The organism is uncultured Pontibacter sp. (assembly GCF_947499215.1).
In the GTDB taxonomy this organism is placed as follows: Bacteria; Bacteroidota; Bacteroidia; order Cytophagales; family Hymenobacteraceae; genus Pontibacter.
This window is the reverse complement of sequence record NZ_CANMNI010000002.1, coordinates 1,189,831-1,213,527: the sequence shown is the minus strand read 5'-3', so window position 1 is coordinate 1,213,527 and position 23,697 is coordinate 1,189,831. Positions and strand designations below refer to the sequence as shown.

Sequence of the window (23,697 nt, the reverse complement as noted above, 5' to 3'; positions counted from 1 at the left end):
CTTTATCAAATCATTTTAAGTTTTTAAAAAATCATCTAAATACGAATCATCATGAACAAAATATTCAGACCATACTTGACACTTGCACTCGCTGGCTCTCTTCTGGCATTCACTTCATGCGACGACCATGGAGATGAGCCACATAGCCACGAAGAAGGGGAACTGATTACGACAGTAACACTTACTATGACTCCACAAGATGGCGGCACGCCTATCACGGCCACTTACCGCGACGTTGACGGCAGGGGTGGCGATGATCCTGTGATGACGCCTGCCAATGTAGTGCTACAGGCAGGCACTGTGTATAACACCAACATCACACTGATGGACGACTCACATGACGCGGAGGATCTCACAGCCGAGATCAGAGCGGAAGGCGCCGAGCATGAGCTTTTCTTTGAGCCTTCACCCGCAGGGCTAGTTACGGTAACGAAAACCGACCGTGACAGCAACAACCGTCCAATCGGTCTGGAAAGTACTATCGAAACCTCGCAAACTGCGCAAGCAGGCACGCTTCACGTGGTGCTCAAGCACCAGCCGGGTGGCCTGAAAACAGATAACAGTACAGTCAATACCGGTGAAACAGATGTGGATGTAACCTATTCAATCACGCTCCAATAAACAGGTATAGCAATAGAAACGGACATCAGCCATGGTGTCCGTTTTTTTACAACTTAAGCTTACCATCATGTAAATAGGTGCTTTTCAAGTAGATCAGATGGACAATTACGTATGGATAAATGGTATAAATTCGGATATTAGCCGTATAGCCATAGGGCAAATCCGGATGACCTGTCGTACATTTGTGTAAAATTGTCTATACTTATATTTTAATTTATAATTATTATCACGAAATATTAATTTGTATGAACAAGCTATTGAGACCGTATCTCGCGTTTTTGCTGATGGGAACCCTGCTATTTACCACTTCCTGCGACGACGATGATCCGGATCCGATTGATGAGGGCGAAGTAATTACGACCGTTACACTATCGCTCGTTGATGATGGCAAAGGTCAAGATGCAGAAGCGACTATCCGCAACACCACTGGTAACAATGTGCAAGATGCCCCGCTTACGCTAAAGGCTAATACAACCTATAACGCCACTATTACCCTTTCGGATGAGAGCAAAACACCTGCTGTAGATAGAACGCCTGAGATTAGACAGAATGGCAATGAGCATTTGTTCATCTACAACTACAACTCATTGACTAATGATACAGACATGAATGTGCAAATCACTGACATGGATGCTAACAACCGTCCTGTTGGATTGGAAGCGACGGTCACAACTGGTGCAAACGCTGGAACAGGCAAACTGCAAGTAGTGCTGAAGCACCAGCCGGGAGGCCTCAAAACAGGCGCTTCTATTGCCGGTGAAACCGATGTGGAAGTTGACTTTGATGTGATCATTCAATAACTAAGGTATATCTACAGTAAATTAAAAAGACCGCAGCGGGCTATACCTGCTGCGGTCTTTCGCTTTTATACCTACGCCTCTTATAGCCTACATCTGCAGCGAGCTCTATACCTGTTTAGCGGCGCACCTGCTGCCCCATCAGCATTTCAATGGTCTTGCCAATCCGTTTAGACCGCGTGTCGGGATGCTTGGCTGCCTGTATGGCCAGCACATGCTCTTTGCGGTGGGTGAAAGCCAGCTTTTCGAATGTTTCCAGTAAACCTACCGATTCCAGTGCCTCACGCAGGTCTTGCGGAATTTCCACAGTGCGGGTCTTTCGGTCTATACCCGGTGCATCCACCCCAAATTTGGACGGCGTGCTTCTTTCTGACTCGTGCTTGAAACGCAGCGATGACCATATATCATCCACCGCCACTTGCCTAACCGGAGCATAACCTAAGTCCGATACCGCTTCCCAGCCATGATCGCGGTTCAGGTCCGACTTTATACCAGAGGTCTTCTTGGGATAAGCCACCCAGAACAAACCATTGCGCTTAAGTGAGGGCACGGCCATCGGCACATAGTAGTTCAATTCTCGACTGTTGGTAGCGAATACCTGCACGGCATCATAAGTTGTACCTATGGCAGGGGTCGTATGCACTTCCATACCTTGGACTTGCAAAGCCTCGGCTATACCTGTCGGTGCGTTAAGCACCAGCACCTGCCACCCTGATTTGAATTGAAGTTTCTTACCAATATCCTGCATGGTTTTATCTAATTGAATTCTGAACTCTAATCTAAGAGAAATCATCAAAAGATAGCACCTCTAAGGCATAGTCTTTCATAGTTATCGGCAAAACGCTATATTTAAAGCTGTCATACCCTGAACCTTATGCCCACCCTGCAATCATCCCCTCAAAAGCATTACCTCTTCAACACAGCCGTCATCGTAGCGGCTCTCGGCTATTTTGTGGATATCTACGATCTCGTGCTGTTCAGTATTGTGCGTATACCCAGCCTGCAGTCGCTGGGCGTAACCGACCCGAATGCACTGCTGGAAGACGGGGTAATGCTCCTGAACATGCAGATGGCAGGTATGCTCGTGGGCGGTATCGCGTGGGGTGTGCTTGGCGACAAGAAAGGCAGGCTTTCTGTTTTGTTCGGCTCTATCTTTCTCTATTCCATTGCCAACATACTCAACGGTTTTGTAACGACCATCCCCATGTATGCGGTACTGCGCTTTGTAGCGGGTGTGGGGTTGGCAGGTGAGTTGGGTGCAGGTATAACGCTGGTATCAGAGGTGCTGCCTAAAGAGAAGCGTGGCTATGGCACCATGGTAGTGGCTACAATAGGTATATCCGGGGCCATACTGGCAGGTATAGTGGGCGAGTACTTTGGCTGGCGGACGGCTTACTTTATAGGTGGTGGGCTGGGTATGCTGCTGCTCTTGCTGCGGGTGGGGGTATACGAGTCGGGCATGTTCAACAACTTGAAGCAGACCAATGTGACTAGGGGTAATTTTTTGTCGCTCTTCACCAATGCCAAACGTTTCTGGAAATACCTGAAATGCATCCTGATTGGTGTACCGATCTGGTACGTGGTGGGAATTCTGATCACTTTCTCGCCTGAGTTTGGGGTGGCACTGGGTGTAAAAGACACGGTGTCGGCGGCACGAGCTGTTTCCTTCTGCTACCTCGGTTTGGTGTTCGGTGATTTTGCCAGTGGTTTCCTGAGCCAACGCTTCCAGAGCCGCCGCCACATTGTGCTGGCCTTTTTGCTGCTCACCGGTATTTTTATTGGCATATACCTAATGGGCCGGGAGTTCAGTCTGACCGCTTTCTATACCCTGTGTGTAGCACTGGGTTTTGCAGGGGGCTACTGGGCTGTGTTTGTAACCATAGCGGCTGAACAGTTTGGCACCAACATCCGGGCTACTGTCACTACCACCGTTCCTAACTTCGTGCGGGGCGCGGTGGTACCGCTCACCATCGCCTTCACCTACCTAAAAGACGGCGTCGGGCTGGTACCGGGTGCTATACTGCTCGCCGTGCTTTGTCTGGCCATCGCTATCTACTCCATCCTGACGCTGGACGAAACATACGGCAAGGACCTGAACTACATGGAGCCATTGTAACGGCTGGCAGGCAGATGCTTTTCAGGTATAGCGGTCTGCTTTTTTACAAATATTAAAACCTATACCTGACAAAAAGCTGCTAAAATCGTAATTTTGAGTATGATTATATACAACGTAACCATTAACATCGACAACAGTGTGGCCGAGGAGTGGCTGGACTGGATGAAGAGCACGCACATACCAGAGGTAATGGCCACTGGCTATTTCCTAAACAACCAGATCGCCCGCCTGCTGCACGAAGAGGACAATGGCGGCACGACCTATGCCGTGCAGTACACCTGCCGCAACTTAGAGGATTTGGAAGAATACCAACGCGACCATGCGCCCGCCCTGCAGGCCAAAGTGCTGGAGCGCTATCCGGAGAAGTTTGTAGCTTTCCGTTCTTTGCTTGAAATTGTAAGCAGGGATGCAGAGCGTGAACTGTAAGCTAGTTCAATCAAAATTAAAAGAGGCCCGTGCTATATCTTAGCACGGGCCTCTTTTATTACCCTTGTTGCCGCACTAAGCGCTTTGCCAAGTCATAGTGAGACCGAAGCAAGAACTACACCTTAATCAGCGGTATAAGCCTTGATCTGCTCTTCAGTTAGGTTGCAGTTGAACCACTCCCCGCTCAGGTCGGCACCTATTTTTTTGTAGAAAGCGATGGCCGGCTCGTTCCAGTCCAGCACCTGCCACTTCATGCGCTTGGCGCCAATCTCTTTGGCTTCGCGGGCTACGGCATTGAACAGCATTTTGCCGATGCCGCTGCGGCGCAGGCGCTCGGTCACGATCAGATCCTCTAAGAAAAGCATCTTACCTTTCCACGTGGAATAGGCAATATAATACAGCGCTATACCTACTATACCCTGCTCAGTCTCGGCCACGAAGAACTTAAAGATCGGATTTTCGCCGAAGCCATCCCACTTCATATCTTCCAAAGTATTGGTCACCTCGTCGGGTGCCTTTTCGTATATTGCCAACTCTTTGATTAAGTCATGTACCTGCGGTAGATCGTCTATAGTTCCTTTTCTGATGTTTAGCATGTGTGTATTGTCTGAATCAGGATTTGTAGGATTTTTAAAAATTTTCAGGGTTAATAATGTCTGAGAGAACGTGTTGACCTCACAGTGTCTTCCAGCCCCATAAGGCAATTTGCGCAATGCCCTACTGCAATTTAGCTTAAAATTTTAGGAGACCTTTACTTTCTGACTTTATACCTTCGAACCTTCTAACACTCAAACTTCGTTCTGGCCTGCACCAGTTCTTTTCCCGTTTCAGCGCTTGTGAGCTTGTGCAGGAATATGTCAGCTGCTTCAGCTGGTCCTGCGGTGGCTACTACCGTGTCGCCGAGGGTACTTTCGGCCTTAAAGATAATGTCTATTTCTGTTAGCTGCTGCTTTTCAAGAATATCCGTCGGAAGCGTTTCGAGCACCCATTGCAGATAGCGCGTGTTGGTGACGTGGCGGTTCAAGTCTATGTCGTGCCAGCGTACAGGCATGTGCTGCTCATAACTGACCTGCTCCAGTTGTGGCAGTTTCCCCTTTGCAAAAGGCAGCGGCTCCTGGCCCGGCACCACCTCTACAGCCGTGATAAAATCAGGCACCGATACCATTTGGCGCTTCACCACATCCATTACCAGCCACACGCTAGTAGCTTGTCCCAAGAGTTCACGGTCGACGCTGTACACCCTAAAGTCGCGGTGCAGGAACACCCGCTCACGACCTGAGGCCCACGTCTCGACCATAATCTTTTCGCGGTGTTTCGGATAGCGGAACATCTCTACGCGCATGCGCTGCAGCACCCATGTAAGACCTCGCTCCAACAACTCATACATGGAAATGCCCATGGTGGCGGTATTGTCCCAAGCAGCTTCCTGCATGTAACTGACCAGTGCCGGCAAAGTCGCTTGGCCATTTTGGTCTGTTTCGGTGGAGCGGATAGTAAATGTACTTTGCCCGGTTACTGATTTCATAGTTTGTCGGATGGTTCGTGTTGCAAGGTACGGAAGAATCAGGTTTGGGGACTTCAGGTATAAGTATAAAAAAAGCCAGCACCACATTCCTGCAGCACTGGCTTTTCTAATTTCAATTCTCAGCTATACCTGTTACGGCTGCTGTTTCGCATAGGGGTTCACGCCCATGTTCTTGTAGAAGAACGCCCACGTATCGGCCCACTCCTGAATAACCAATGAAGTTGGCTTGCCTGCGCCGTGGCCTGCACGCACGTCGATGCGAATCAGGTATGGGTTGCCCGGTGCGCCTTTGTCTTGCAGCTCAGAGATGAACTTGAACGAGTGTGCTGGCACTACACGGTCGTCGTGGTCGGCGGTTTTCACCAATGTAGCCGGGTATTTTACACCCTCTTTAATATTATGCAATGGAGAGAACGCATACAGGTTTTTGAACTGTGCTGCATCGTCAGAAGAACCATATTCTGGTACCCAAGCCCAACCGATAGTGAACTTGTGGAAACGCAGCATGTCCATTACGCCCACGGCAGGCATAGCTACTTTGGCAAGCTCAGGACGTTGTGTCATAAAGGCGCCTACCAGCAAACCTCCGTTTGAGCCACCACCCACGGCCAGTTTCTCACTAGAAGTATATTTGTTATCGATCAGGTACTCGGCTGCTGCGATGAAGTCGTCGAATACGTTTTGCTTGTTCGGCGTCATACCTGCTTTGTGCCAGTCTTCGCCGTACTCACCGCCACCGCGCAAGTTCGGCATCGCGTATACGCCACCATTCTCGAGCCAAAGCATGTTCGCAATACTAAAGCTTGGCGTCAGGGAGATGTTGAAGCCACCATAAGCGTACAGGTAGGTCGGGTTGTCACCGTTCAGTTCAAGGCCTTTCTTGTGCACAATGAACATCGGCACTTTGGTACCGTCTTTTGAGGTATAGAATACCTGCTTGGTTTCGTAGGCATCCGTGTTTACATCCACTTCGGTCTTGCGGAACAGCGTTACTTTGTTGTTCGGCACATCGTAGTGGTAAATGGTTGGCGGATAAGTAAAGGACGTGAAGGTAAAGAACGTCTCTTTGTCGTCTTTCTCACCGCTGAAGCCGCCTACCGTACCGATGGCCGGAAGCTCTACGCTGTTAAGTTGCTTGCCGTTGATGTCGTATACCACCACTTCGCTGGCAGCATCTTTCATGTAAGAGGCAATGATGCGGCCACCCACCAGCGACACACCGTTCATCACATTTTCATTCTGTGGCACTACTACTTTCCAGTTTTGCTCCTGTGGCTTCTTCGGGTCGATGAGCACCAGACGGTAGCGTGTGGCATTTTTGTTCGTCCGTACCAACAGCTTATCACCTACGTTGTCCACCACATTGTACTCCGACTCAAAATTGTCGATAATCGGCTTGATGGTAGACTTAGGATCTTTTAGGTCGCGGTAGTACAGGGCGTTAGCACCGCTCGCTCCTTCCGATACGTTCAGGATCAGGAAGCGCTCGTCGTCGGTGGTTTGGCCGTAGAAGTTACGGAGCGGCTTGGTTTTGTCTTCGTACACCAGCTGGTCTTGGCTTTGCGGCGTACCGATTTTATGGTAGTATACCTTGTGGTACTCGTTCTTATTGGCGAGCTTGTTGCCTTCTGTTGGGGCGTCGTAGCGGCTGTAGAAGAAGCCGTCCTTGTGCCAGCTTGGGCCGGAGAACTTCACCCACTCCACTTTGTCGTCGAGCTTCTTGCCGGTGGCCACCTCCATCACTTCGTAGGTGTTCCAGTCAGAACCGCCGCTTGAGGTGCCATAAGCAACATACTTCGCGTCTTTGTCGAATGACAAGGCGGTCAAAGCTACTGTGCCGTCTGTAGAGAATTTGTTCGGGTCGAGGAACACTTTCGGCTCGCTCTCCAGTGTGTTCTGAACGTAGAGCACGCTCTGATTCTGCAGACCGTCATTCTTGTAGAAGTAGTACTTACCGCCCTTCTTGAACGGGGCGCCATACTTCGGATAGTTCCAGATCTTGGTCAGACGCTCTTTTATCTGATCGCGGAACTCAATGTCGTCGAGGTAGTCGAAGGTCACTTTGTTCTGCGCCTCTACCCACTGGTCCACTTCTTCGTTGTGGGTTTCGAGCCAGCGGTAAGGGTCGGCCACTTGGGTACCGAAGTAATCGTCGGTGTGGTCTACTTTTTTGGTTTCCGGGTAATTCAGTTGGGTTTCAGCCGCCGCTACGGGCGCAGTCGTGGTAGTTTCGGTATTCATGCCAGTGGCGGTACTATCGGTTTGGGTGGATTTGCAGGCCGAGACAGCGGTCAGGCCGCCTGCCAGCAAAAGAACAGTTGTTTTTTTCATAATAGCTTTTCCTATTGATTTGTTTGGTTTAGGTATAGCAAACACCTAAGATACGCATTTTATACAAAATAGAGCAAAAAGCTCTTTATCAGCCCTATTGGGGCAGTTTTCCTTTTGCTTTAAAATCAGCTGGTTCCGCCCAAAAATTCTTTGCATGCAGCATATACAAGCGATGCTTCTGCGCATTACATTTGCTGGCTTTTTACATAAAGGTTTTAGGCTATTTTGAAGATGATTGAAGAAGTAGAAGAGGAGAAGCTATTACAGAAGTTTGAACAGATAGCCGACCGCTTGTCTGACAAAGGCTATGCGATCATCGATAATTTTCTGGAGCCGCAAGAAGTGCGCAATCTGCTGGAGGTGCTGCAGCACCATCAGGAGCAGGGCACTTTCAAAAAAGCAGGCATCGGCACCGCCGACCAGTTCACGGTAGACAAGCAGGTGCGCGGCGACTATATCCGCTGGATTGAGCCATCGCAGGCCCTGCCGCCTACACAGGTGTTTCTGGACCGTATGCACGAGGTGATGCGCTATATTAACCGCACATGTTTTCTGGGCCTCAAAGATTTTGAATTCCATTTCACGGTATACCCGCCGGGTACCGTATACAAGCGCCACCTCGACCAGTTCCAGACCAATGACCACCGTCGCCTGTCGTTTATCTGCTATCTCAACGAAAACTGGCTACCCGAAAACGGCGGCAACCTACGCCTATACCTGCCCAACGAAGACGGCTCTGAAGAAGAAGTGGACGTGCTGCCCATTGCCGGTCGCCTCGCCTGTTTCCGCGCCGATATCATCCCGCATGAGGTGCTCGCCGCCAACCGCCACCGCTACAGCCTCACCGGCTGGATGCTGGACCAGCTGAACGAACTGACGTTTTTGTAATTGATAAAAGACAAAGGATGCTATGATGGTCCCTGTCAATTGATACATCGTCAATCTTCAAGCTACTACTGCGCAAAGTTAATCTCGGTGCTGTCACCGATGTTGAGGCTGTGGCTGAGACCTTTGAAACTAGCATCGCTGCCGATGATAGAGTCGTGCATGACGGCGTGCTGCAGCTCGGAATAAGCCCCGATGATGGAGTTGCTTAGTGAAGAGCGGGAAATGGTGGTATTGTCCCCGATGGCCACATTGGGTCCGATAATGGAATGGGTAATGTTGCAGTTAGTACCGATGCTTACAGGCGGTATAATGATGTTGCCCGGGTACTCGCTCGAGTAATCCAGCTCACGAAAGCGGGGGTGACGCAACAATTTGGCATTGGCTTCCAGAAGGGTTTCTTTACGTCCGCAGTCAAACCAGTTGTCTACGTTCCAAGTCACCATTTTCTCTCCCTGCCGGATCATGTGCATCAGCGCGTCGGTGAGGTGGTACTCGTTGTGGGTTCGTATATTTTCGGTGATAATATGCTCCAGTGAACGCACCAGTTTCTCAGGCTGCATGATCTTGTAGAGCCCTACCAGCGCAAAGTTCGACTTCGGAATTTTAGGCTTCTCCACCAGCTTGACGATATACTCATCCATCCCCACTTCCGTCACACCAAATAGAGAGGGTTTAGCTACTTTTTTCACACCAAGCACCGATTTAGGAGAGGCAATTATGGCAGGAATGTCAGCCTCCACGATATTATCGCCCAGCATGATGAGCACGCTGTCTTCGTGTCGGTAGGTTTCACGAGCGATCCAGAGGGCGTGGCCCAGTCCTTCGCGGGGCTCCTGCACCACAAACTCAGCCTTGATCTCAGGATACTTCTGTCGCACATAGTTTTCCACCTTGTCACCGAGGTAGCCGATGATGAACACATAGTCCCGTACGCCGGCCTGAATCAGCCGTTCCACGATGTGCCCCAGTATCGTATTGTCCGCCACCGGCACCAGCGACTTCGGCTGGGTATGCGTGTGCGGACGGAGTTTAGAACCAACACCAGCAACAGGAATAACGACTTTCATAGACTACACTTTTTCAGCAATATAGTAATTTTTGATTAGACTTTTGAGGATTAGGGAGAGGAAAAGCAGGTTTTTTGGGCAGAATAAGTACATAGATGGCCACTTCTTTGTATAGCTTACTTCTTGTGTCAAGGAAAAAAGTGAGTGCCCACCGCACAGGCTAAGCTATAAAACAGCTTCAGTTGCAAACAGCTAAAGCAATAGCCATACAACACCGACAAAAACCAATTTTACAACGTCATTATATGTTTTCCGTAATCATATCGCTTAGCTTTGTACTTATATCGTATACAAACCATACCCTTCCATAACCATGAAAAAAATCTTCTTTTACCTGATCGGCTTCCTCATGATCAACTCGCTGTCATCTTGTGGCTACAACACAATGGTGCAGAAAGACGAAACCGTAGAAACCGCTTGGGCCAATGTGCAGAATGCCTACCAGCGCCGCGCTGACTTAATACCAAATCTGGTGAACACCGTGAAAGGCGCCGCCAACTTTGAACGTGAGACCCTCGAGAGCGTGATAAACGCCCGTGCCAAAGCCACCAGCGTGCAGCTTAGCGCCGATGACCTGACGCCTGAAAACCTGCAGCGCTTCCAAGCCGCTCAAAACGAGCTGGGAGGTGCCCTGAGTCGCTTGCTTGTTTCAGTAGAGCGTTATCCGGAGCTAAAGGCAAACCAGAACTTCCTGGAACTACAGGCACAATTAGAGGGCACAGAAAACCGTATTTCGGTAGAAAGGCGCAAGTTCAATGAGGCCGTGCAGGATTATAACACGACAGTGCGATCCTTCCCGAACAACCTCATGGCCGGTATTTTCGGCTTCGAACGCAAAGGCCATTTCCAAGCCGACCCGGGTGCCGAGCGAGCTCCTACTGTGCAGTTCTAAAATTGATGATTGTTAATTGTTGATTGCTTTCTTCTGGAAAGTGAGAAACAATTAACAATCATCAATAAACAATCAACAATTCAAGTCATGCCAAAAGATACCATAACCGACGCGGACGAAAAGGTCATCATGGAGGCCATTCAGGAGGCGGAGCGCAACACATCCGGCGAGATACGCGTGCACATCGAGAACAACTGCGAAGGCGAAGTGCTCGACCGTGCCACCGAAGTGTTTGCCCAACTCCACATGCACCTGACCAAGCAGCGCAACGGCGTACTGTTTTATGTGGCCATCAAAGACCATCAGTTTGCCGTGCTGGGCGATGCTGGCATCAACGCTATCGTGCCTGACCACTTCTGGGAAGACATTACGGCCGAAGTAATCGCCCACTTTAAGAAAAATGAGTATGCTGCCGGTCTTGCCAAGGGCGTTATCATGGCTGGCGAACAACTCAAATCGCACTTCCCATACAATGACAAAGGCGACCTTAACGAACTGAGCGACGATATTTCGTTCGGAAAATAACACACCATGAAACGACCCATTCTGTTCCTATACCTTGTCCTGATCAGCACCTTGGCTGTAGCCCAAAGCAGCGATTTCCCGCCGCGCCCTACGCCACCGCGACTGGTAAACGACCTCGCCGGCATACTAAGCCAAGGGGAGATAGAGACATTGGAACAGAAACTGGTCAACTACAACGACACCACTTCCACCCAGATCGCGATTGTCACCATCAAATCGATTGGCGACTACGACGCGAATCAGTACGCCGCTGAACTTGGGGAACGATGGGGCGTGGGCGGCAGCGAAAACGACAATGGCCTTGTGATACTGGTCGCGCTAAATGAACGCAAAGTAGCCATACAAACAGGTTACGGTATGGAGCACATCATACCGGACGCCATTGCTAAACGTATTACAGAACGCACACTCAAACCGAACTTCCAACAGGGCGAGTTTTACAAAGGACTCAACGAAGCGACTAACCTGATTATCAGTCTGGCCAGCGGCGAGTACCAAGCTGATCCCCAAGCAAGTGAGGGAGAAGGTGACGGCCCTTCTTTGCTAACCATTATCATCATTGTCATGGTACTGGTGTTTGTTATGTCGCGCTTCAAAGGCGGAGGCGGCAGAGGAGGCCGCGGCGTGCGCACCCTCGGGGGACCAATCCTAGGGCCGGGCTCTTTTGGCACTTTCCGTACCGGAGGCGGTATGTTTGGCGGTGGCGGCGGTGGCTTTGGAGGTGGGGGCGGTGGCTTCGGCGGATTCGGAGGCGGCTCTTTTGGCGGCGGGGGGGCAAGCAGTAGTTGGTAGGCGGCTACACCTGTAAGCAATTCATCCGGAGATTCCTTCAACGCGGCCGTTCCAAATTCGTACAAGCGGTGTTGTGACTAGCCTATAATTCTGGCTTTCTTATTGTTACAGAAAGTATAGCTCCCCGAAAATCCGTACCTTTGCAAATGGAGGGGCGTCTGCGCGTATGAAAATAAACAACGAAAACATTAAATCGAAGGTAGTCATCGGCTTCACGCTGGCGCTTTCGGTGGTGGTTTTTGCCATTTACCTGACTTATAATAGCTTCACCCAGCTACTTACTTCTGTTAATGTACTGGCCGAGCCGAATGCCAAACTGGCCAAGCTGCAGCACACCCTCGCTGACATTGCCACAGCGGAGAGCGCCATTCGCGCCTATACCCTCACCACCGAGGACAAGCACTTCCGGGAGTACCTCGATAATCTAGGCAACATCAACAGCCAGCTCGACTCGCTCTGCACCCTCATGCAGGACAACCCGGACGAACTGGCTCAGATCGACTCCGTGTCGACCTTACTGCTGGCTCAGAAAAAGAGCTTGGAGGAGCATGTAAACAAGAAAAAAGAGCAGCGCGGCAACAATGCCTATACCGACAAAGCGCTGAAGCAGATCGCCTCGGCCGCTTCCAAACAACCTGCCACCACTACCATCAACCAGCGCACCAAAACTACCATATCAGACAGACTGGCTTATAATACAGACTCTGCCACCACTCCCCCCCCTCAAAGCGAGCAAAAAAAAGGGATACTGAACAAACTCTTTGGCAAGCGCAGCGAGACAAAGCCGCAGGAGCCGCCACAGCCTGTGGTTGTTCCGCAACTTAACGTGAAGCAAGAGTACACTGCCGATACCAGCAAAGCCGCCCCAACTAACATGGCTTCTATTGCCAAGGTGCGCATTGTGCTGAAAGACGTGGAGCGCGAGCTGCAGCAGCAGCAAGAGGCCATGGTGGCTAAAGAACTAACGCTACTGCAACAAGACAAACAGATAATGGACCAAGTGCGCCGCATGGTATACGACTTGGAGCGGTACGAACTGCAAAAGGCCCGTCTTAGTGCGGCGCAGGCGCAGGAAGTCGCTAAAGAGACATCACTTGTTCTCTTGCTGGTAGGTGTGTTCGGCTTGGCAAGCGGCATTGCATTTATTTTGATTATCCTGCGCGACCTCACTCGCAGCAGCAAGTATAAGGCTGAGCTGAAGCGCTCCCGCAAAGAGGCCATTCAACTGGCCCGCGCCAAAGAGGCATTTGTGGCCAACATCAGTCACGAGATACGTACGCCACTCAATGTGGTACTGGGCTTTTCGGAACAGCTGGGCCATACCCAGCTGCAGAACCAGCAACAGGAGCACCTGCAAGCTATACATGGAGCGGGACAGCACCTCTTGCACATCGTGAACGACGTACTGGACCTCTCTAAACTCGAAGCTGGCAAGCTACACCTGCACCTAGCGCCTTTCGAGATGAAACAACTGCTAACTGAGGTAGAGAGGACTTTCAGACTCAAGGCAAGTACCAAAGGTATAGGGTTTACCTGCAATATAGACGACCAGCTGAGCGGCCACCTACTAGGCGACTCACTGCGGCTTCGTCAAGTGCTTTTCAACTTAGTGGATAATGCTATCAAGTTCACCCACGACGGGGAGGTGCAGGTGCGCTGTAGAATTAAGTCGCAACGCCGTAGCCGTGTCGTGGTGCTGATCGAGGTAGCCGACACAGGGATAGGTATACCGATGGAACAGACCGCTCACGTGTTTGGGGAATTCAATCAGGCCGACGACTCGATCATCCGGAAGTATGGTGGCACAGGCTTGGGACTGTCTATCAGCAAGAAGCTGGTGGAGATGCAGGAGGGCTCGCTCACGTTGCGCAGCATTCCGAATGAAGGGACCACATTCAGCATTGTGCTGCCGATGCAACGAGTAGTGGCCCCTGAACTTGAGGTTATACAACAGCCGCAGCCATCCGCCACGGATGTGTTGGCCGGCAAAGCCGTGCTCGTGATTGACGACGATGCCTACAGCCGTACCCTGTGCCAGCTGATACTAGGCCGCAAAGGTATGCAAGTCACACTGGCCAACGACGGGCAGGAGGCGCTGCAACTCATCAAAGAGAAGAGATTTGACATGGTGCTCACCGACATTCAGTTGCCGGGCATGAGCGGAAAGGCCGTCGCCAGAGCGATCCGGAAAGAGAATGCCACGATCCCTATCATGGCGCTCACGGCCAATATTATGAGCAGCAACAAGCGCTTCTTCGCCAAAACAGGTATATCGGACCACTTGCTCAAGCCTTTCACAGAACAGGACCTATACCTGAAACTTACCAAAGCATTATCTGCTCAGGCTATACCTGAAGACTCACCCGCAACTGAAGTTACAGCTGAATCAGAAGCTGTAGCTGAAACAGAGGGTATAGCTGAAATCAAAACTCCAGTTGAACCAGAGCTTGCAACTGCGGAACAGGCGAACGAGGCTCTACCTGCCAGCTATACCTTGGATGAATTGCGCACTTTTGTGGGAGATGATCAGGAAGCCTTGTGGGATATTGTGGAGGTGCTGGTAGCGGACAACCGCAGCACTTTGGCGCAGTTGGAAAGCGCAGCACAAGCAGCCGACTGGAATCAGGTGGGCGAACTGGCGCACAAGATGAAAACCGCTTTCCGCCACTTGCAGGCCCATACCGTGCTGCCGTCCATTGATGCGCTCGAGCAAGTACTACATCAGCCGAACATGCCAACCAACGACATGCCTGCCACAGCCAAACAACTGCAGCACGAGGCTACCCGAGTGCTTGTAGCGCTCGAAACCGAGCTCAGCAAGCGTAAAAAACCTGAACAAGCTGCCGTTTAGGCTTCGATGTTATACTGTCGCATTTTGTTGTAGAGCGTCTTGCGGTCGATGTTAAGCAATCGGGCCGCTTTGGACTTGTTGTACTTCACGCGCTCCAACATTTCGAGAATCAGTTCCTTTTCGCTACGCTCCGTAGCGGTACGCAGATCCGTTACAGGCAGGGCCACCTGTGTAGCATCCGGTTGCGCCAAGATGCTGGTTGGCTCCGGTATGTGGTAGGCAATTTCGGGTGGCAGGTCGTCGAGACTGATCTCAGTGCCTTTGGCCAACAGGACAGCCCGCTTCACCACATTCTTCAATTCTCGTAAATTTCCCGGCCAGCTATACTTCTCCAAAGCCAGCATCACAGCAGCATCAAAGCCTGTCACATGGCGCTCCAGCTCATGGTTGGCCACTTGCAAAAAGTGGTTGGCAAACTGTATGATATCTGCCGTACGGTCGCGCAACGGGGAGATGTTGATCTTGAACTCGTTGAGGCGGTGGTATAGGTCCTCGCGAAACTCGCCCCTGCTCACGGCCTGCACCAAGTCTTCGTTAGTAGCGACAATGATGCGCACATCCACATCGAGATCAGTATTGCTGCCGATCTTGCGCACTTTGCGCTCCTGTATGGCACGTAGCAGTTTCACCTGAATTTCATAAGAGAGATTGCCAATCTCATCGAGAAACAATGTGCCGCCATTTGCTGCTTCAAACTGTCCTTCCTTATCGCCCATAGCACCTGTGAATGAACCTTTCACGTGTCCGAACAATTCGCTTCCGGCCAACTCCTTTGACAGAGCACCACAATCGATGGCCACAAAAGGTTTGTCGTGGCGCTTACTGCGCTGGTGTATCTTACGGGCCACATATTCTTTACCAGTGCCGCTCTCGCCCTCTATAATTACCGACATGCTGGTAGGTGCTATCAGCGCAATATACTCCTCCAACTGCGTCGACTGCGGACTTGCTCCCTTCACAAAAGTAAAGCCGCCTTGCGGAGGTATAACCGGCTTGGTCGCAACGCCGCCCTCGCGTCCATAAGTAAGCGCCTTTTTAATGGTCAGCAAAGTCTCGTCCGGGTTGATGGGCTTGGCCAGATATTCAAAGGCGCCCATCTTTATAGCTTTTACGGCCGTGCGGATATCGGCATAGTGCGTCATCAGGATGACAGGTACTTTTGTATCCAGCACGCGTATCTGCTCAAGTAGTTCCAGTCCGTTTTTATCGGGCAGCCTAAAGTCAGTCAGGATCAGATCAAAGGAATCAGCTTTGAGCTGGCTAAGACCTTCGCCAGCGGTATAGGCGGTTTTCACTTCATACTGCTGGCGCTTCAAGAACGTGCTCAGCATGAGGCAAAAAGTAGGATCGTCGTCGATTAAGAGTATTTTGGGCATAATCTATTGCAAGATACACAACCGCGGGGCAGGGGGGAAATTTTGCCCAAGAATTCGTATTCCGGCGTGCATTCCGACTGTTTACCGAAAAGTCGCTGTTAAGGTTGGGGGTAAATACAAAGGAGTTGGCATAAAACAGAAAAGCCCCCGCTAGGCGGAGGCTCGTTCCATGATACTAGGGTCGCTAATATCTAATCTATGTGGCTTATTTTTGGTCGCGGATAATGTTACCTTGTTCATCAATGCGCACTTTAGCACTTTGCTCTTGCTCATTGGTAAAGAAGATCTCATACATTGTTTTGGCACCTTGGCCTTGTGCATTCGCATTGGCCTGCACATTAGCATTAGCTTGAGCGTTTACGTTCTGAGCATTCTGGTTGGCCTGCTCAGCACGGTTTTCCATACCTTGTGCGTTGGCACCACCAGCATTGGCGTTAGGTGTTACGCGGTACACTTCTACAATCTGCCAGCTGCTAAAAGTAGCTGCGCTTAGCGTCTGCTTTACTGGCTCTGGAAGTTCTTCCTGTGTAATCGCCTCGCGCTTTAGGTTCTCATCCTGTGCCTCAGTCTGAGTTGTAGTCTGCGTTTCAGTTGCTACTTGCGTCTCAGTCTGTACTTGCTCTTCATAGTTTACCTGATTCTCAGTTTCAGCCTGCGTTTCAGTTTCCACTTCAGTAGTTTGCTCTACTTTCTGTTTCTTCTTCGACTTCTTCTTATTCTTATCAGTCTGTGCGCTGGCGTCAAGTGAAGCAAAGCCAAAGAAAGCAATGGCTGCTGCTAGGTAGGTTATTTTTTTCATAGTTTTATTCTGTCGCTAATAATATTAATTTTTCCGAAGAACCAATTAGTCAAAATCGTGCCAAGTAAATATATAAACACAACATATTGATTTTTAGCATATTAACACATAAATCAAAACTCCCCAAAGTGTGGAATCCGCAACTACACTGTAGCGAAAATTCCACACTTTGGGGAGTTCTGTGCGATATGCCTTAAAACGTTAATCTATTAAGAGGCACCCAGCATTAAGGCAAGTGCGATGAGCGCACCAAAGCCAATACCGAAACCGGCCGCCGATTTACCGACTTTACGCTTATGCGCCTGCTTCTTGAATGCATCACGATAGGCAGGTTCTTTCATCAGCTGGTAGTTCGGGTGAAACATGTCGTCAACATTAGGCGGTACAGCCGCCGTTATAATACCTGTTACCAAACCCGCTGGCGGGAAAAGAAAAGTGGCACCTGCCGTACCCCAGAGCGGACCTTGCCCTTTGTAGTACATGAGCGCATCCTGACGACCCTTTAAAATGAGCTCTTCTGTCATGGATGCATTAAGAGGCGTGCTGCCAGTACGCCCAGCTGATGCAACGGCATACTCGTGAGCCCCTGAATCAACCTGTGGTAGCTGACCTACCTGTCGCTGGCTAGGGTCGGTTGCCAACTGCATAGAAGCCACATCGCTGCGGAGCACAAAGCGCAAAGGACCTTGTGTATCGCTTAGCATGCGATAGTGTACCGTGTCAACGCCTACCTTCATAATTTTCCCCACCACTTCTTCTCCGTTCTTCTTAACGATAAGGTCTTGGCTGTGGCCTACCAGTGCGATCAGCATTAAGCCGATTGTCAACGCAGCGGTCTTTAAACTCATGTGTTGCATTTTTAAGCTTTTCAAAATCTTTTAATTTGTTTTCTTTCGAATAAGAAAATTACAAAGATTATTCCAATCATAAAGAAAAGCCTATATTTTATTTTTAACTGAATGAATCGGCCTTTGCACGGTAGCAGTTCATTGCACGTATAAGTCCGAAGCTTTGAGAACTTGCGACCGGTCTGGCGCTTGAAATTTGCAAAGGAGACCGGCAGCCTATACCTTTATAAAATGAGCGAACCACGTAAGAAATTATTCCTGCTAGACGCGATGGCCCTGATTTACCGGGCGCATTTCGCTTTTAGCAAAAACCCACGCATCAACTCCAAGGGCATGAACACCGGCGCCGTGCTGGGCTTTACCAATACCTTGGTGGAGGTGCTCCAGAAAGAGAAACCCACACACATTGGCGTCGCCTTCGACTCGGCTGCTAAGACCTTCCGCCACGATAACTTTGCCGAGTACAAGGCCAACCGGCAGGCCATGCCCGAAGATATTTCGCTGGCTATACCTTACTGCAAGAAGATTGTAGAAGCCTTTAACATACCTGTGCTCATCATGGACGGCTACGAGGCCGACGACATCATCGGCACATTGGCCTGCCGCGCCGAGAAAGATGATTTTGATGTGTACATGATGACGCCCGACAAAGACTATTGTCAGTTGGTGACAGAGCACGTCTTTCTGTATAAGCCTGCCTTCTTGGGCAATGCCGTGGAAGTGTGGGACGTGCAGCGTGTGCTGGAGAAGTTTGAGATCGAACGTGTTGAGCAGGTAATCGACATACTGGGCCTGCAGGGTGATGCCGTGGATAATATACCGGGGATACCGGGCATCGGCGAGAAAACCGCCAAGGCGCTTATCCAGCGCTTCGGCTCTGTGGAGAACTTGATCGCCAATGCCGACCAGCTCAAAGGAAAGCAAAAAGAGAATGTGGTGAACTTCGCCGACCAAGGTATGATGTCAAAGGAACTGGCTACGATCCACTGCGACGTGCCGGTGCCGTTCAGCGCCGAGGCCCTGCATTACGATGGACCTAACGAGGAGCAACTGGCCGAGCTTTTTGCTGAACTGGAGTTCCGTCAACTGATGCAGCGAGTACTGGGTCACTCTATGGCAGAGGCTCCGGCCGTGAAAACCGCAGGCCGTCGCGTAAAAGCCGGCAATCAGCAACAGACCTCTCTGTTCGACATGGCCGCTCCCGCAACCGCTGTAGCCGAATCATCTGAAGGTATAGTGCTGGAGCCAAGCCCGCTGCAGCGCTTTGCCACCACCGTGCAGGACTACCACCTCATCGATACCCCTGCCCTGCGCCAAAGCCTGATTCGCTACCTACAAAAGCAGCAGGAGTTCTCCTTCGACACCGAGACCAGCAGCATCGACCCGATCACGGCACAGCTGGTAGGTATGTCGTTCAGTTACCTGCCGGGTGAGGCCTACTACGTGCCGATGCCGCTCGATAACGCTGAGGAGGCCATGCGCATTGCGGGTGAGTTTAAGGATGTACTGGAGAATACTAACATCGCCAAGATCGGTCAGAACATTAAGTATGATATTCTGGTGATGAAGAATTACGGCATCGAAGTGAACGGACCGATTTTCGACACTATGCTGGCGCATTACCTACTAGAGCCTGAGATGCGCCACAACATGGATGTGCTTGCCGAAACATACCTGAACTACAGCCCTATCCCTATCACCGACCTGATTGGCCCGAGAGGCAAAAACCAGATCACGATGGCGGACCTGAAGCCCGAGCAGGTAAAGGACTATGCCTGTGAAGACGCTGACATCACTTTGCGCCTGAAGTACTACTTCGAACCACTGCTGCAAGAGCAGGGGCTGATGAAGCTGTTCAATGAAGTGGAAAACCCGCTGGTGCAGGTGCTGGCAGGTATAGAGAAAGAAGGTATATCCATTGATGCCAATGCACTGGCTGACATCTCGATGCTACTGGAGCAGGAGATCAAAGGGATAGAGACCCGTATTTTTGAGATCGCCGACACCGAGTTCAACATCGGATCCCCAAAGCAGCTTGGAGAGGTACTCTTCGACAAAATGGGGCTCCACGGCAAAGCCAAGATCAAGAAAACCAAGACCGGGCAGTATGCGACCGGTGAGGAGATCCTGTCGAAACTGGCCGGCGAGCACGAGATCGTGCGCTTGATACTGGACCACCGCGAACTTTCTAAACTCAAGTCAACGTACGTAGATGCGCTGCCGCAGCTGGTTTGTGAACTGGACAACAGAGTGCATACCTCTTTTAACCAAGCTGTGACGGCTACGGGGCGCTTGAGTTCCACCAACCCGAACCTGCAGAACATCCCGATCCGGACGGAGCGGGGTCGCGAAATTCGCAAGGCCTTTGTGCCGCGCGACAGCAAGCATCTGATCATCTCGGCTGACTACTCGCAGATCGAGCTGCGCATTATGGCCGACTTCAGCGGTGACCCGACCATGAAAGAGGCTTTCAAAAACGGACTCGACATTCACGCCTCCACAGCCAGCAAGGTATTCCATGTGCCACTCGACCAAGTGGATAGCGAGATGCGCCGCAAAGCCAAGACTATTAATTTCGGCATTATCTACGGCATATCCGCCTTCGGCCTGTCCGAGCGACTAGGTATACCGCGTCGCGAAGCTGTTGATATCATTGAAGCCTATTTTGAGGAGTTTCCGGCTGTAAAGGAGTACATGGACAGCGCCATTGAGAAAGCACGGGAGCAAGAGTATGTAGAGACCGTGCTTGGCCGCCGCCGCTACCTCCGCGACATCAACTCGCGCAACGCCACCGTCCGCGGTTTCGCCGAGCGCAATGCCGTAAATGCCCCGATTCAGGGTACCGCCGCCGACATTATCAAGATCGCGATGATCAACATACATGAGTATCTGCGCCACGAAAACCTGAAGACCCGCATGATTCTGCAAGTACACGACGAACTCCTATTCGACGCCCCGAAAGAAGAAGTGGACATCGTGACACCGAAGATTGTGGAACTGATGACCAACGCCCTGCCGCTGAGCGTGCCGATGGAAGTGGGCCTTGGCGTGGGTAAGAACTGGCTCGAGGCGCATTAAGCCACCAAGTTTTGGCCTTCAGTGCTGTACCTGCCACTTATGACTGTTATACCTTAAACAACAAAGGCGCCTCCCGAAAGGAGGCGCCTTTGTTGTTTAACAGTAGCGACCCTTACTAGTTAGGGAATTGCACTGTACGGTATTGAGTTACATCTACCTGCGGAACATTGGAGTTATATTTCGCATTGATAGCCTTGATCATCTCATTGGCAATAATGGCATAGCCACGAGGTGTTGGATGGACGCCATCCAGCGAGAACAGATTTCCGGTAATGTAAGCAGGAGAATAGTTAACACCATCAGCTGAGAAGCCGCTCTGGATATTACTAAAGAAGGTGAAGGCATCCCATACAGCTAAATTCTTAGTCTGAGCATTTGCTTTTATATAGTCATTGAATGCAGTTGTTCTAGCTAAAATATCGGCTTGTTCTGCATCATCAAGTAATAAAGCGCTTGGCCAAGGATTCTGCGGTGTACCTAAAGCCTGCAGCGTGTCAACGCCATATGCTTCTAAGGTGCTTCCTAAGATGCTTCTTGGTATGTTATCACTCCACCACTTTCCTGTGGGTGTACCAATTAATGGAGCATAAGCAGCAGCTGTTAAAGGAATTAATGCTGTACCGCCTGTAGCATCTTTGATGTTCTCAACTATAAGAGGAATTCGTGTTGGAGTATTTTTGGTCAGCGCCATAATAGCGGTTGCTCCTTGAGCTTTCAAGCCCATTTTCAGGGTTGGACCGACTGTCGTAAAAAATGGAATAGCAGTAACATTAGGCACGGTAACAGCTATACCTTTTTCTCCATCAGCAGTGAGTGCATCTATTAATTCACTATAATTAGTCTGAAACACGCCAACATCAGTAAGGTTACCAGAGAAACCGCCCGAGGTAGCATAGCCCAACACATCATTTTCCGCCATCCAAGCGCTGAAGAAGGTATGATTTGCAGCTTGAGCTTGCTCCTGTACATACGCGAGATATGTCTGCATAGGATTATCGGTCAGGCGCTCAAAATATGGATTAGCCATCGGACTGCCATATCCTACTGTTTTGATATCAGCTGTTCTTATACCTGGTATAGCTAAGTTGTTTATATTGTCGGTATACTTAGCATAAAGTGTAGGATTTTGACTTCTGATAGCCAAGTCAGTGGTTACTGGTAATAGTATAGGGCTTCCTTGCGGTGTAAAACCAGCTAGCCTTAGGTAACCAGAACCATTTCTTTGAGCTTCTGTGAATAGCGGTTGTTTAAACTCTCCGCCACCTACTGCTTTGAACTGTTCAGCCAATATGGCCGGTACTGAGCTCAACTGACCTGCTCGGCTTAAGCCCTGATCAGCATAACCGGCACTAAGAGAATTACCTACAGCGACATAGGAAGTGAAGTCAGCTTGTCCTGCACTCGAAGCGGGAGTGTCAATCTCCGGATCGCAGCTTGTCAAGAATACACCAGCCATTAGGGCTAGCATGCTCGATTTATAGAAATACTTTTTCATATACTTAGTTAAAGAGAATTAGAATTTAAAGTTCAAACCGATGCCTGGAATGTAGGCAACTGCTTTGAAGGTACCCGGCACGCCATTGGATAAATTGGCATCGTCTGTGCGCTCTTTCTTATTGATATACAAGAAAGAAGCATCGATGCTGATGTTTTCAGAAACAGAGTAACCTATACCTGCAGAAAGACCGCGGGAGTCTGAGTCTGGTGTTTCAGGAGTCAGGTAGCCGTCCTGCACAGGGGTTTTGTCCAAGTAGGCGCCGGCACGTAGGGCTAGGGCATCGTTTACCATGTACTCACCACCAATGCGGTAGATAAACGCATTCTCGTAGTTGCGGTTAGCTTCTGAGAATGGGCTTCCAGCCACATTCTGGCTGAAGTCGAAACGGAGTCTCTCGTAAGCATCCCATCCTACATAATTCACATCTGCCGCAAGCGTCAGGCGCTCGGTCGCTTTAAAGCCCAAGCCGAACGAAAGAGTAGATGGCAATGGCAGTTCAGCATTGAAAGTTGTTCCGTCTGGGAAGTTGCCTCTAGCCGCAGCCGGGATGTTGCTAAACATCACATCGCCTTGCTCTAACTGCATATTCACTTTTGAGCGGTAGCTCACACCCAGCGATAGCTTTTCTGTTGGCTGGAAATAAATACCTGCATTAAAACCGAAAGCCGGCTCGGCATTTCCGTCTAGCTCAATACTACCCTCGGAACCATCTTGGCTCTGCACCGGCACGCTACGCTGTAGATTGACGCTACCAGCTACATACGTTAAACCTATACCTATGCCGAGTTTATCTGTTATTGCATAGCTGACAGTTGGTTGCACAAAAATAGCCTGCAGTTGCAGCTGGTTTAGGGCGTAACGGCCACCCCACTCATCACCCCAGTTAGCAGTGCTGCCAAAGGGCGTATAAACACCAAGACCAGCGGATAGTTTATCAGTGATGTTATACACACCATAAGCTTGAAATGGAGTACCCATCGGGTTATCCGTTCTGGCTGTTACACCATAGCTTTCAGGTGCAGAATAAGCAATTTTAGAGATAAGCGCACTACCGCCTATCGTTACGCCATTGTAGCCAATATGGCTCATGGCACCGGGATTGAAGAAGATACTGGATGTGCCCGTCAGCAAGCCGGTACCAGTGTGACCCATACCTATCTGGCGCTGGCTAGCTAGGTTTACTTGGTATCCTCCGGCCATGGCTGTCCCCGAAATCAGGGCGCTGCCCAATAAGGCTAAGATTTTGCTTTTCATAAAATGCGACTTG

At 50.3% G+C, this 23,697-nt stretch carries 20 protein-coding genes; 10 read left to right on the top strand and 10 right to left on the bottom strand.

What is annotated here, in order from left to right; translation table 11 throughout:
• Positions 1–51 precede the first annotated feature (51 nt).
• On the top strand, positions 52–621 hold the full coding sequence (locus Q1A04_RS13430; RefSeq protein ID WP_299706728.1) for a hypothetical protein: 570 nt from the start codon (positions 52–54) through the stop codon (positions 619–621).
• A gap of 284 nt (positions 622–905) precedes the next feature.
• Positions 906–1,421, top strand: a complete 516-nt coding sequence (locus tag Q1A04_RS13425; RefSeq protein WP_299706725.1) for a hypothetical protein — start codon at positions 906–908, stop codon at positions 1,419–1,421.
• Positions 1,422–1,536: 115 nt separating this feature from the next.
• Here Q1A04_RS13425 and Q1A04_RS13420 read toward each other — a convergent pair whose 3' ends face one another.
• Positions 1,537–2,166: a YdeI/OmpD-associated family protein gene (locus tag Q1A04_RS13420; RefSeq protein WP_299706722.1), complete on the bottom strand. Its 630-nt coding sequence runs from the start codon at positions 2,164–2,166 to the stop codon at positions 1,537–1,539.
• 126 nt (positions 2,167–2,292) lie between these two features.
• Here Q1A04_RS13420 and Q1A04_RS13415 point away from each other — a divergent pair, with 126 nt between their 5' ends.
• Together Q1A04_RS13415 and Q1A04_RS13410 are read left to right on the top strand one after the other, a co-directional pair.
• Positions 2,293–3,534: an MFS transporter gene (locus Q1A04_RS13415; RefSeq protein ID WP_299706720.1), complete on the top strand. Its 1,242-nt coding sequence runs from the start codon at positions 2,293–2,295 to the stop codon at positions 3,532–3,534.
• 99 nt (positions 3,535–3,633) lie between these two features.
• On the top strand, positions 3,634–3,960 hold the full coding sequence (locus Q1A04_RS13410; RefSeq protein ID WP_299706717.1) for a DUF4286 family protein: 327 nt from the start codon (positions 3,634–3,636) through the stop codon (positions 3,958–3,960).
• 122 nt (positions 3,961–4,082) lie between these two features.
• On the opposite strand, the gene Q1A04_RS13405 is transcribed toward Q1A04_RS13410, so the two are convergent.
• The 3 genes from Q1A04_RS13405 to Q1A04_RS13395 all read right to left on the bottom strand — a co-directional run bounded on the left by Q1A04_RS13405 (position 4,083) and on the right by Q1A04_RS13395 (position 7,816).
• Positions 4,083–4,556 (bottom strand): GNAT family N-acetyltransferase, encoded by a 474-nt coding sequence (locus Q1A04_RS13405; protein ID WP_299706714.1) that lies wholly within the window; start codon positions 4,554–4,556, stop codon positions 4,083–4,085.
• A gap of 185 nt (positions 4,557–4,741) precedes the next feature.
• On the bottom strand, positions 4,742–5,485 hold the full coding sequence (locus Q1A04_RS13400; RefSeq protein ID WP_299706711.1) for an acyl-ACP thioesterase domain-containing protein: 744 nt from the start codon (positions 5,483–5,485) through the stop codon (positions 4,742–4,744).
• A 132-nt stretch (positions 5,486–5,617) separates the two neighbouring features.
• Positions 5,618–7,816, bottom strand: a complete 2,199-nt coding sequence (locus Q1A04_RS13395) for a prolyl oligopeptidase family serine peptidase (RefSeq protein WP_299706708.1) — start codon at positions 7,814–7,816, stop codon at positions 5,618–5,620.
• Positions 7,817–8,047: 231 nt separating this feature from the next.
• Between Q1A04_RS13395 and Q1A04_RS13390 the strand changes: the two genes are divergently transcribed.
• Positions 8,048–8,704: a 2OG-Fe(II) oxygenase gene (locus tag Q1A04_RS13390; protein WP_299706705.1), complete on the top strand. Its 657-nt coding sequence runs from the start codon at positions 8,048–8,050 to the stop codon at positions 8,702–8,704.
• A 65-nt stretch (positions 8,705–8,769) separates the two neighbouring features.
• Here Q1A04_RS13390 and Q1A04_RS13385 read toward each other — a convergent pair whose 3' ends face one another.
• Positions 8,770–9,771, bottom strand: a complete 1,002-nt coding sequence (locus tag Q1A04_RS13385) for a sugar phosphate nucleotidyltransferase (RefSeq protein WP_299706702.1) — start codon at positions 9,769–9,771, stop codon at positions 8,770–8,772.
• Positions 9,772–10,084: 313 nt separating this feature from the next.
• On the opposite strand from Q1A04_RS13385, the gene Q1A04_RS13380 reads away from it, so the two are divergent.
• From Q1A04_RS13380 to Q1A04_RS13365, 4 genes are all read left to right on the top strand, one after another.
• Positions 10,085–10,663, top strand: a complete 579-nt coding sequence (locus tag Q1A04_RS13380) for a LemA family protein (RefSeq protein WP_101444610.1) — start codon at positions 10,085–10,087, stop codon at positions 10,661–10,663.
• 87 nt (positions 10,664–10,750) lie between these two features.
• The gene (locus Q1A04_RS13375; protein ID WP_299706692.1) at positions 10,751–11,188 is read left to right on the top strand and encodes a TPM domain-containing protein; all 438 of its coding nucleotides are present in this window, start codon (positions 10,751–10,753) and stop codon (positions 11,186–11,188) included.
• A 6-nt stretch (positions 11,189–11,194) separates the two neighbouring features.
• Positions 11,195–11,980, top strand: a complete 786-nt coding sequence (locus Q1A04_RS13370) for a YgcG family protein (protein WP_299706690.1) — start codon at positions 11,195–11,197, stop codon at positions 11,978–11,980.
• A gap of 166 nt (positions 11,981–12,146) precedes the next feature.
• Positions 12,147–14,831 carry an ATP-binding protein gene (locus tag Q1A04_RS13365; protein WP_299706688.1) on the top strand — a complete coding sequence of 895 codons (2,685 nt, stop codon included), beginning with the start codon at positions 12,147–12,149 and terminating at the stop codon, positions 14,829–14,831.
• Here Q1A04_RS13365 and Q1A04_RS13360 read toward each other — a convergent pair.
• The 3 genes from Q1A04_RS13360 to Q1A04_RS13350 form a co-directional block, all read right to left on the bottom strand.
• On the bottom strand, positions 14,828–16,207 hold the full coding sequence (locus Q1A04_RS13360) for a sigma-54 dependent transcriptional regulator (RefSeq protein WP_299706684.1): 1,380 nt from the start codon (positions 16,205–16,207) through the stop codon (positions 14,828–14,830). The two genes, Q1A04_RS13365 and Q1A04_RS13360, sit on opposite strands and share 4 nt — an antisense overlap.
• 205 nt (positions 16,208–16,412) lie before the next feature.
• Positions 16,413–17,006: a hypothetical protein gene (locus tag Q1A04_RS13355; RefSeq protein ID WP_299706682.1), complete on the bottom strand. Its 594-nt coding sequence runs from the start codon at positions 17,004–17,006 to the stop codon at positions 16,413–16,415.
• Between the two features lie 209 nt (positions 17,007–17,215).
• Positions 17,216–17,854: a hypothetical protein gene (locus tag Q1A04_RS13350; protein WP_299706680.1), complete on the bottom strand. Its 639-nt coding sequence runs from the start codon at positions 17,852–17,854 to the stop codon at positions 17,216–17,218.
• A gap of 231 nt (positions 17,855–18,085) precedes the next feature.
• Between Q1A04_RS13350 and polA the strand changes: the two genes are divergently transcribed.
• A complete protein-coding gene (polA, locus tag Q1A04_RS13345; protein WP_299706677.1) occupies positions 18,086–20,932 on the top strand; it encodes a DNA polymerase I in 2,847 nt (948 codons plus the stop codon).
• A 115-nt stretch (positions 20,933–21,047) separates the two neighbouring features.
• On the opposite strand, the gene Q1A04_RS13340 is transcribed toward polA, so the two are convergent.
• Positions 21,048–22,427 carry an SGNH/GDSL hydrolase family protein gene (locus Q1A04_RS13340; protein WP_299706674.1) on the bottom strand — a complete coding sequence of 460 codons (1,380 nt, stop codon included), beginning with the start codon at positions 22,425–22,427 and terminating at the stop codon, positions 21,048–21,050.
• Between the two features lie 18 nt (positions 22,428–22,445).
• On the bottom strand, positions 22,446–23,684 hold the full coding sequence (locus Q1A04_RS13335) for an outer membrane protein transport protein (RefSeq protein ID WP_299706671.1): 1,239 nt from the start codon (positions 23,682–23,684) through the stop codon (positions 22,446–22,448).
• Positions 23,685–23,697 lie beyond the last annotated feature (13 nt).

Coding starts and splice junctions, on each gene's coding strand:
- Q1A04_RS13360 (WP_299706684.1), bottom strand. CDS start 16,207: ATGCCCAAAATACTCTTAATCGACGACGATCCTACTTTTTGCCTCATG.
- Q1A04_RS13425 (WP_299706725.1), top strand. CDS start 906: ATGGGAACCCTGCTATTTACCACTTCCTGCGACGACGATGATCCGGAT.
- Q1A04_RS13335 (WP_299706671.1), bottom strand. CDS start 23,684: ATGAAAAGCAAAATCTTAGCCTTATTGGGCAGCGCCCTGATTTCGGGG.
- Q1A04_RS13365 (WP_299706688.1), top strand. CDS start 12,147: ATGAAAATAAACAACGAAAACATTAAATCGAAGGTAGTCATCGGCTTC.
- Q1A04_RS13350 (WP_299706680.1), bottom strand. CDS start 17,854: ATGAGTTTAAAGACCGCTGCGTTGACAATCGGCTTAATGCTGATCGCA.
- Q1A04_RS13420 (WP_299706722.1), bottom strand. CDS start 2,166: ATGCAGGATATTGGTAAGAAACTTCAATTCAAATCAGGGTGGCAGGTG.
- Q1A04_RS13340 (WP_299706674.1), bottom strand. CDS start 22,427: ATGAAAAAGTATTTCTATAAATCGAGCATGCTAGCCCTAATGGCTGGT.
- Q1A04_RS13405 (WP_299706714.1), bottom strand. CDS start 4,556: ATGCTAAACATCAGAAAAGGAACTATAGACGATCTACCGCAGGTACAT.
- Q1A04_RS13415 (WP_299706720.1), top strand. CDS start 2,293: ATGCCCACCCTGCAATCATCCCCTCAAAAGCATTACCTCTTCAACACA.
- Q1A04_RS13375 (WP_299706692.1), top strand. CDS start 10,751: ATGCCAAAAGATACCATAACCGACGCGGACGAAAAGGTCATCATGGAG.
- Q1A04_RS13380 (WP_101444610.1), top strand. CDS start 10,085: ATGAAAAAAATCTTCTTTTACCTGATCGGCTTCCTCATGATCAACTCG.
- Q1A04_RS13355 (WP_299706682.1), bottom strand. CDS start 17,006: ATGAAAAAAATAACCTACCTAGCAGCAGCCATTGCTTTCTTTGGCTTT.
- Q1A04_RS13400 (WP_299706711.1), bottom strand. CDS start 5,485: ATGAAATCAGTAACCGGGCAAAGTACATTTACTATCCGCTCCACCGAA.
- Q1A04_RS13410 (WP_299706717.1), top strand. CDS start 3,634: ATGATTATATACAACGTAACCATTAACATCGACAACAGTGTGGCCGAG.
- polA (WP_299706677.1), top strand. CDS start 18,086: ATGAGCGAACCACGTAAGAAATTATTCCTGCTAGACGCGATGGCCCTG.
- Q1A04_RS13390 (WP_299706705.1), top strand. CDS start 8,048: ATGATTGAAGAAGTAGAAGAGGAGAAGCTATTACAGAAGTTTGAACAG.
- Q1A04_RS13385 (WP_299706702.1), bottom strand. CDS start 9,771: ATGAAAGTCGTTATTCCTGTTGCTGGTGTTGGTTCTAAACTCCGTCCG.
- Q1A04_RS13430 (WP_299706728.1), top strand. CDS start 52: ATGAACAAAATATTCAGACCATACTTGACACTTGCACTCGCTGGCTCT.
- Q1A04_RS13370 (WP_299706690.1), top strand. CDS start 11,195: ATGAAACGACCCATTCTGTTCCTATACCTTGTCCTGATCAGCACCTTG.
- Q1A04_RS13395 (WP_299706708.1), bottom strand. CDS start 7,816: ATGAAAAAAACAACTGTTCTTTTGCTGGCAGGCGGCCTGACCGCTGTC.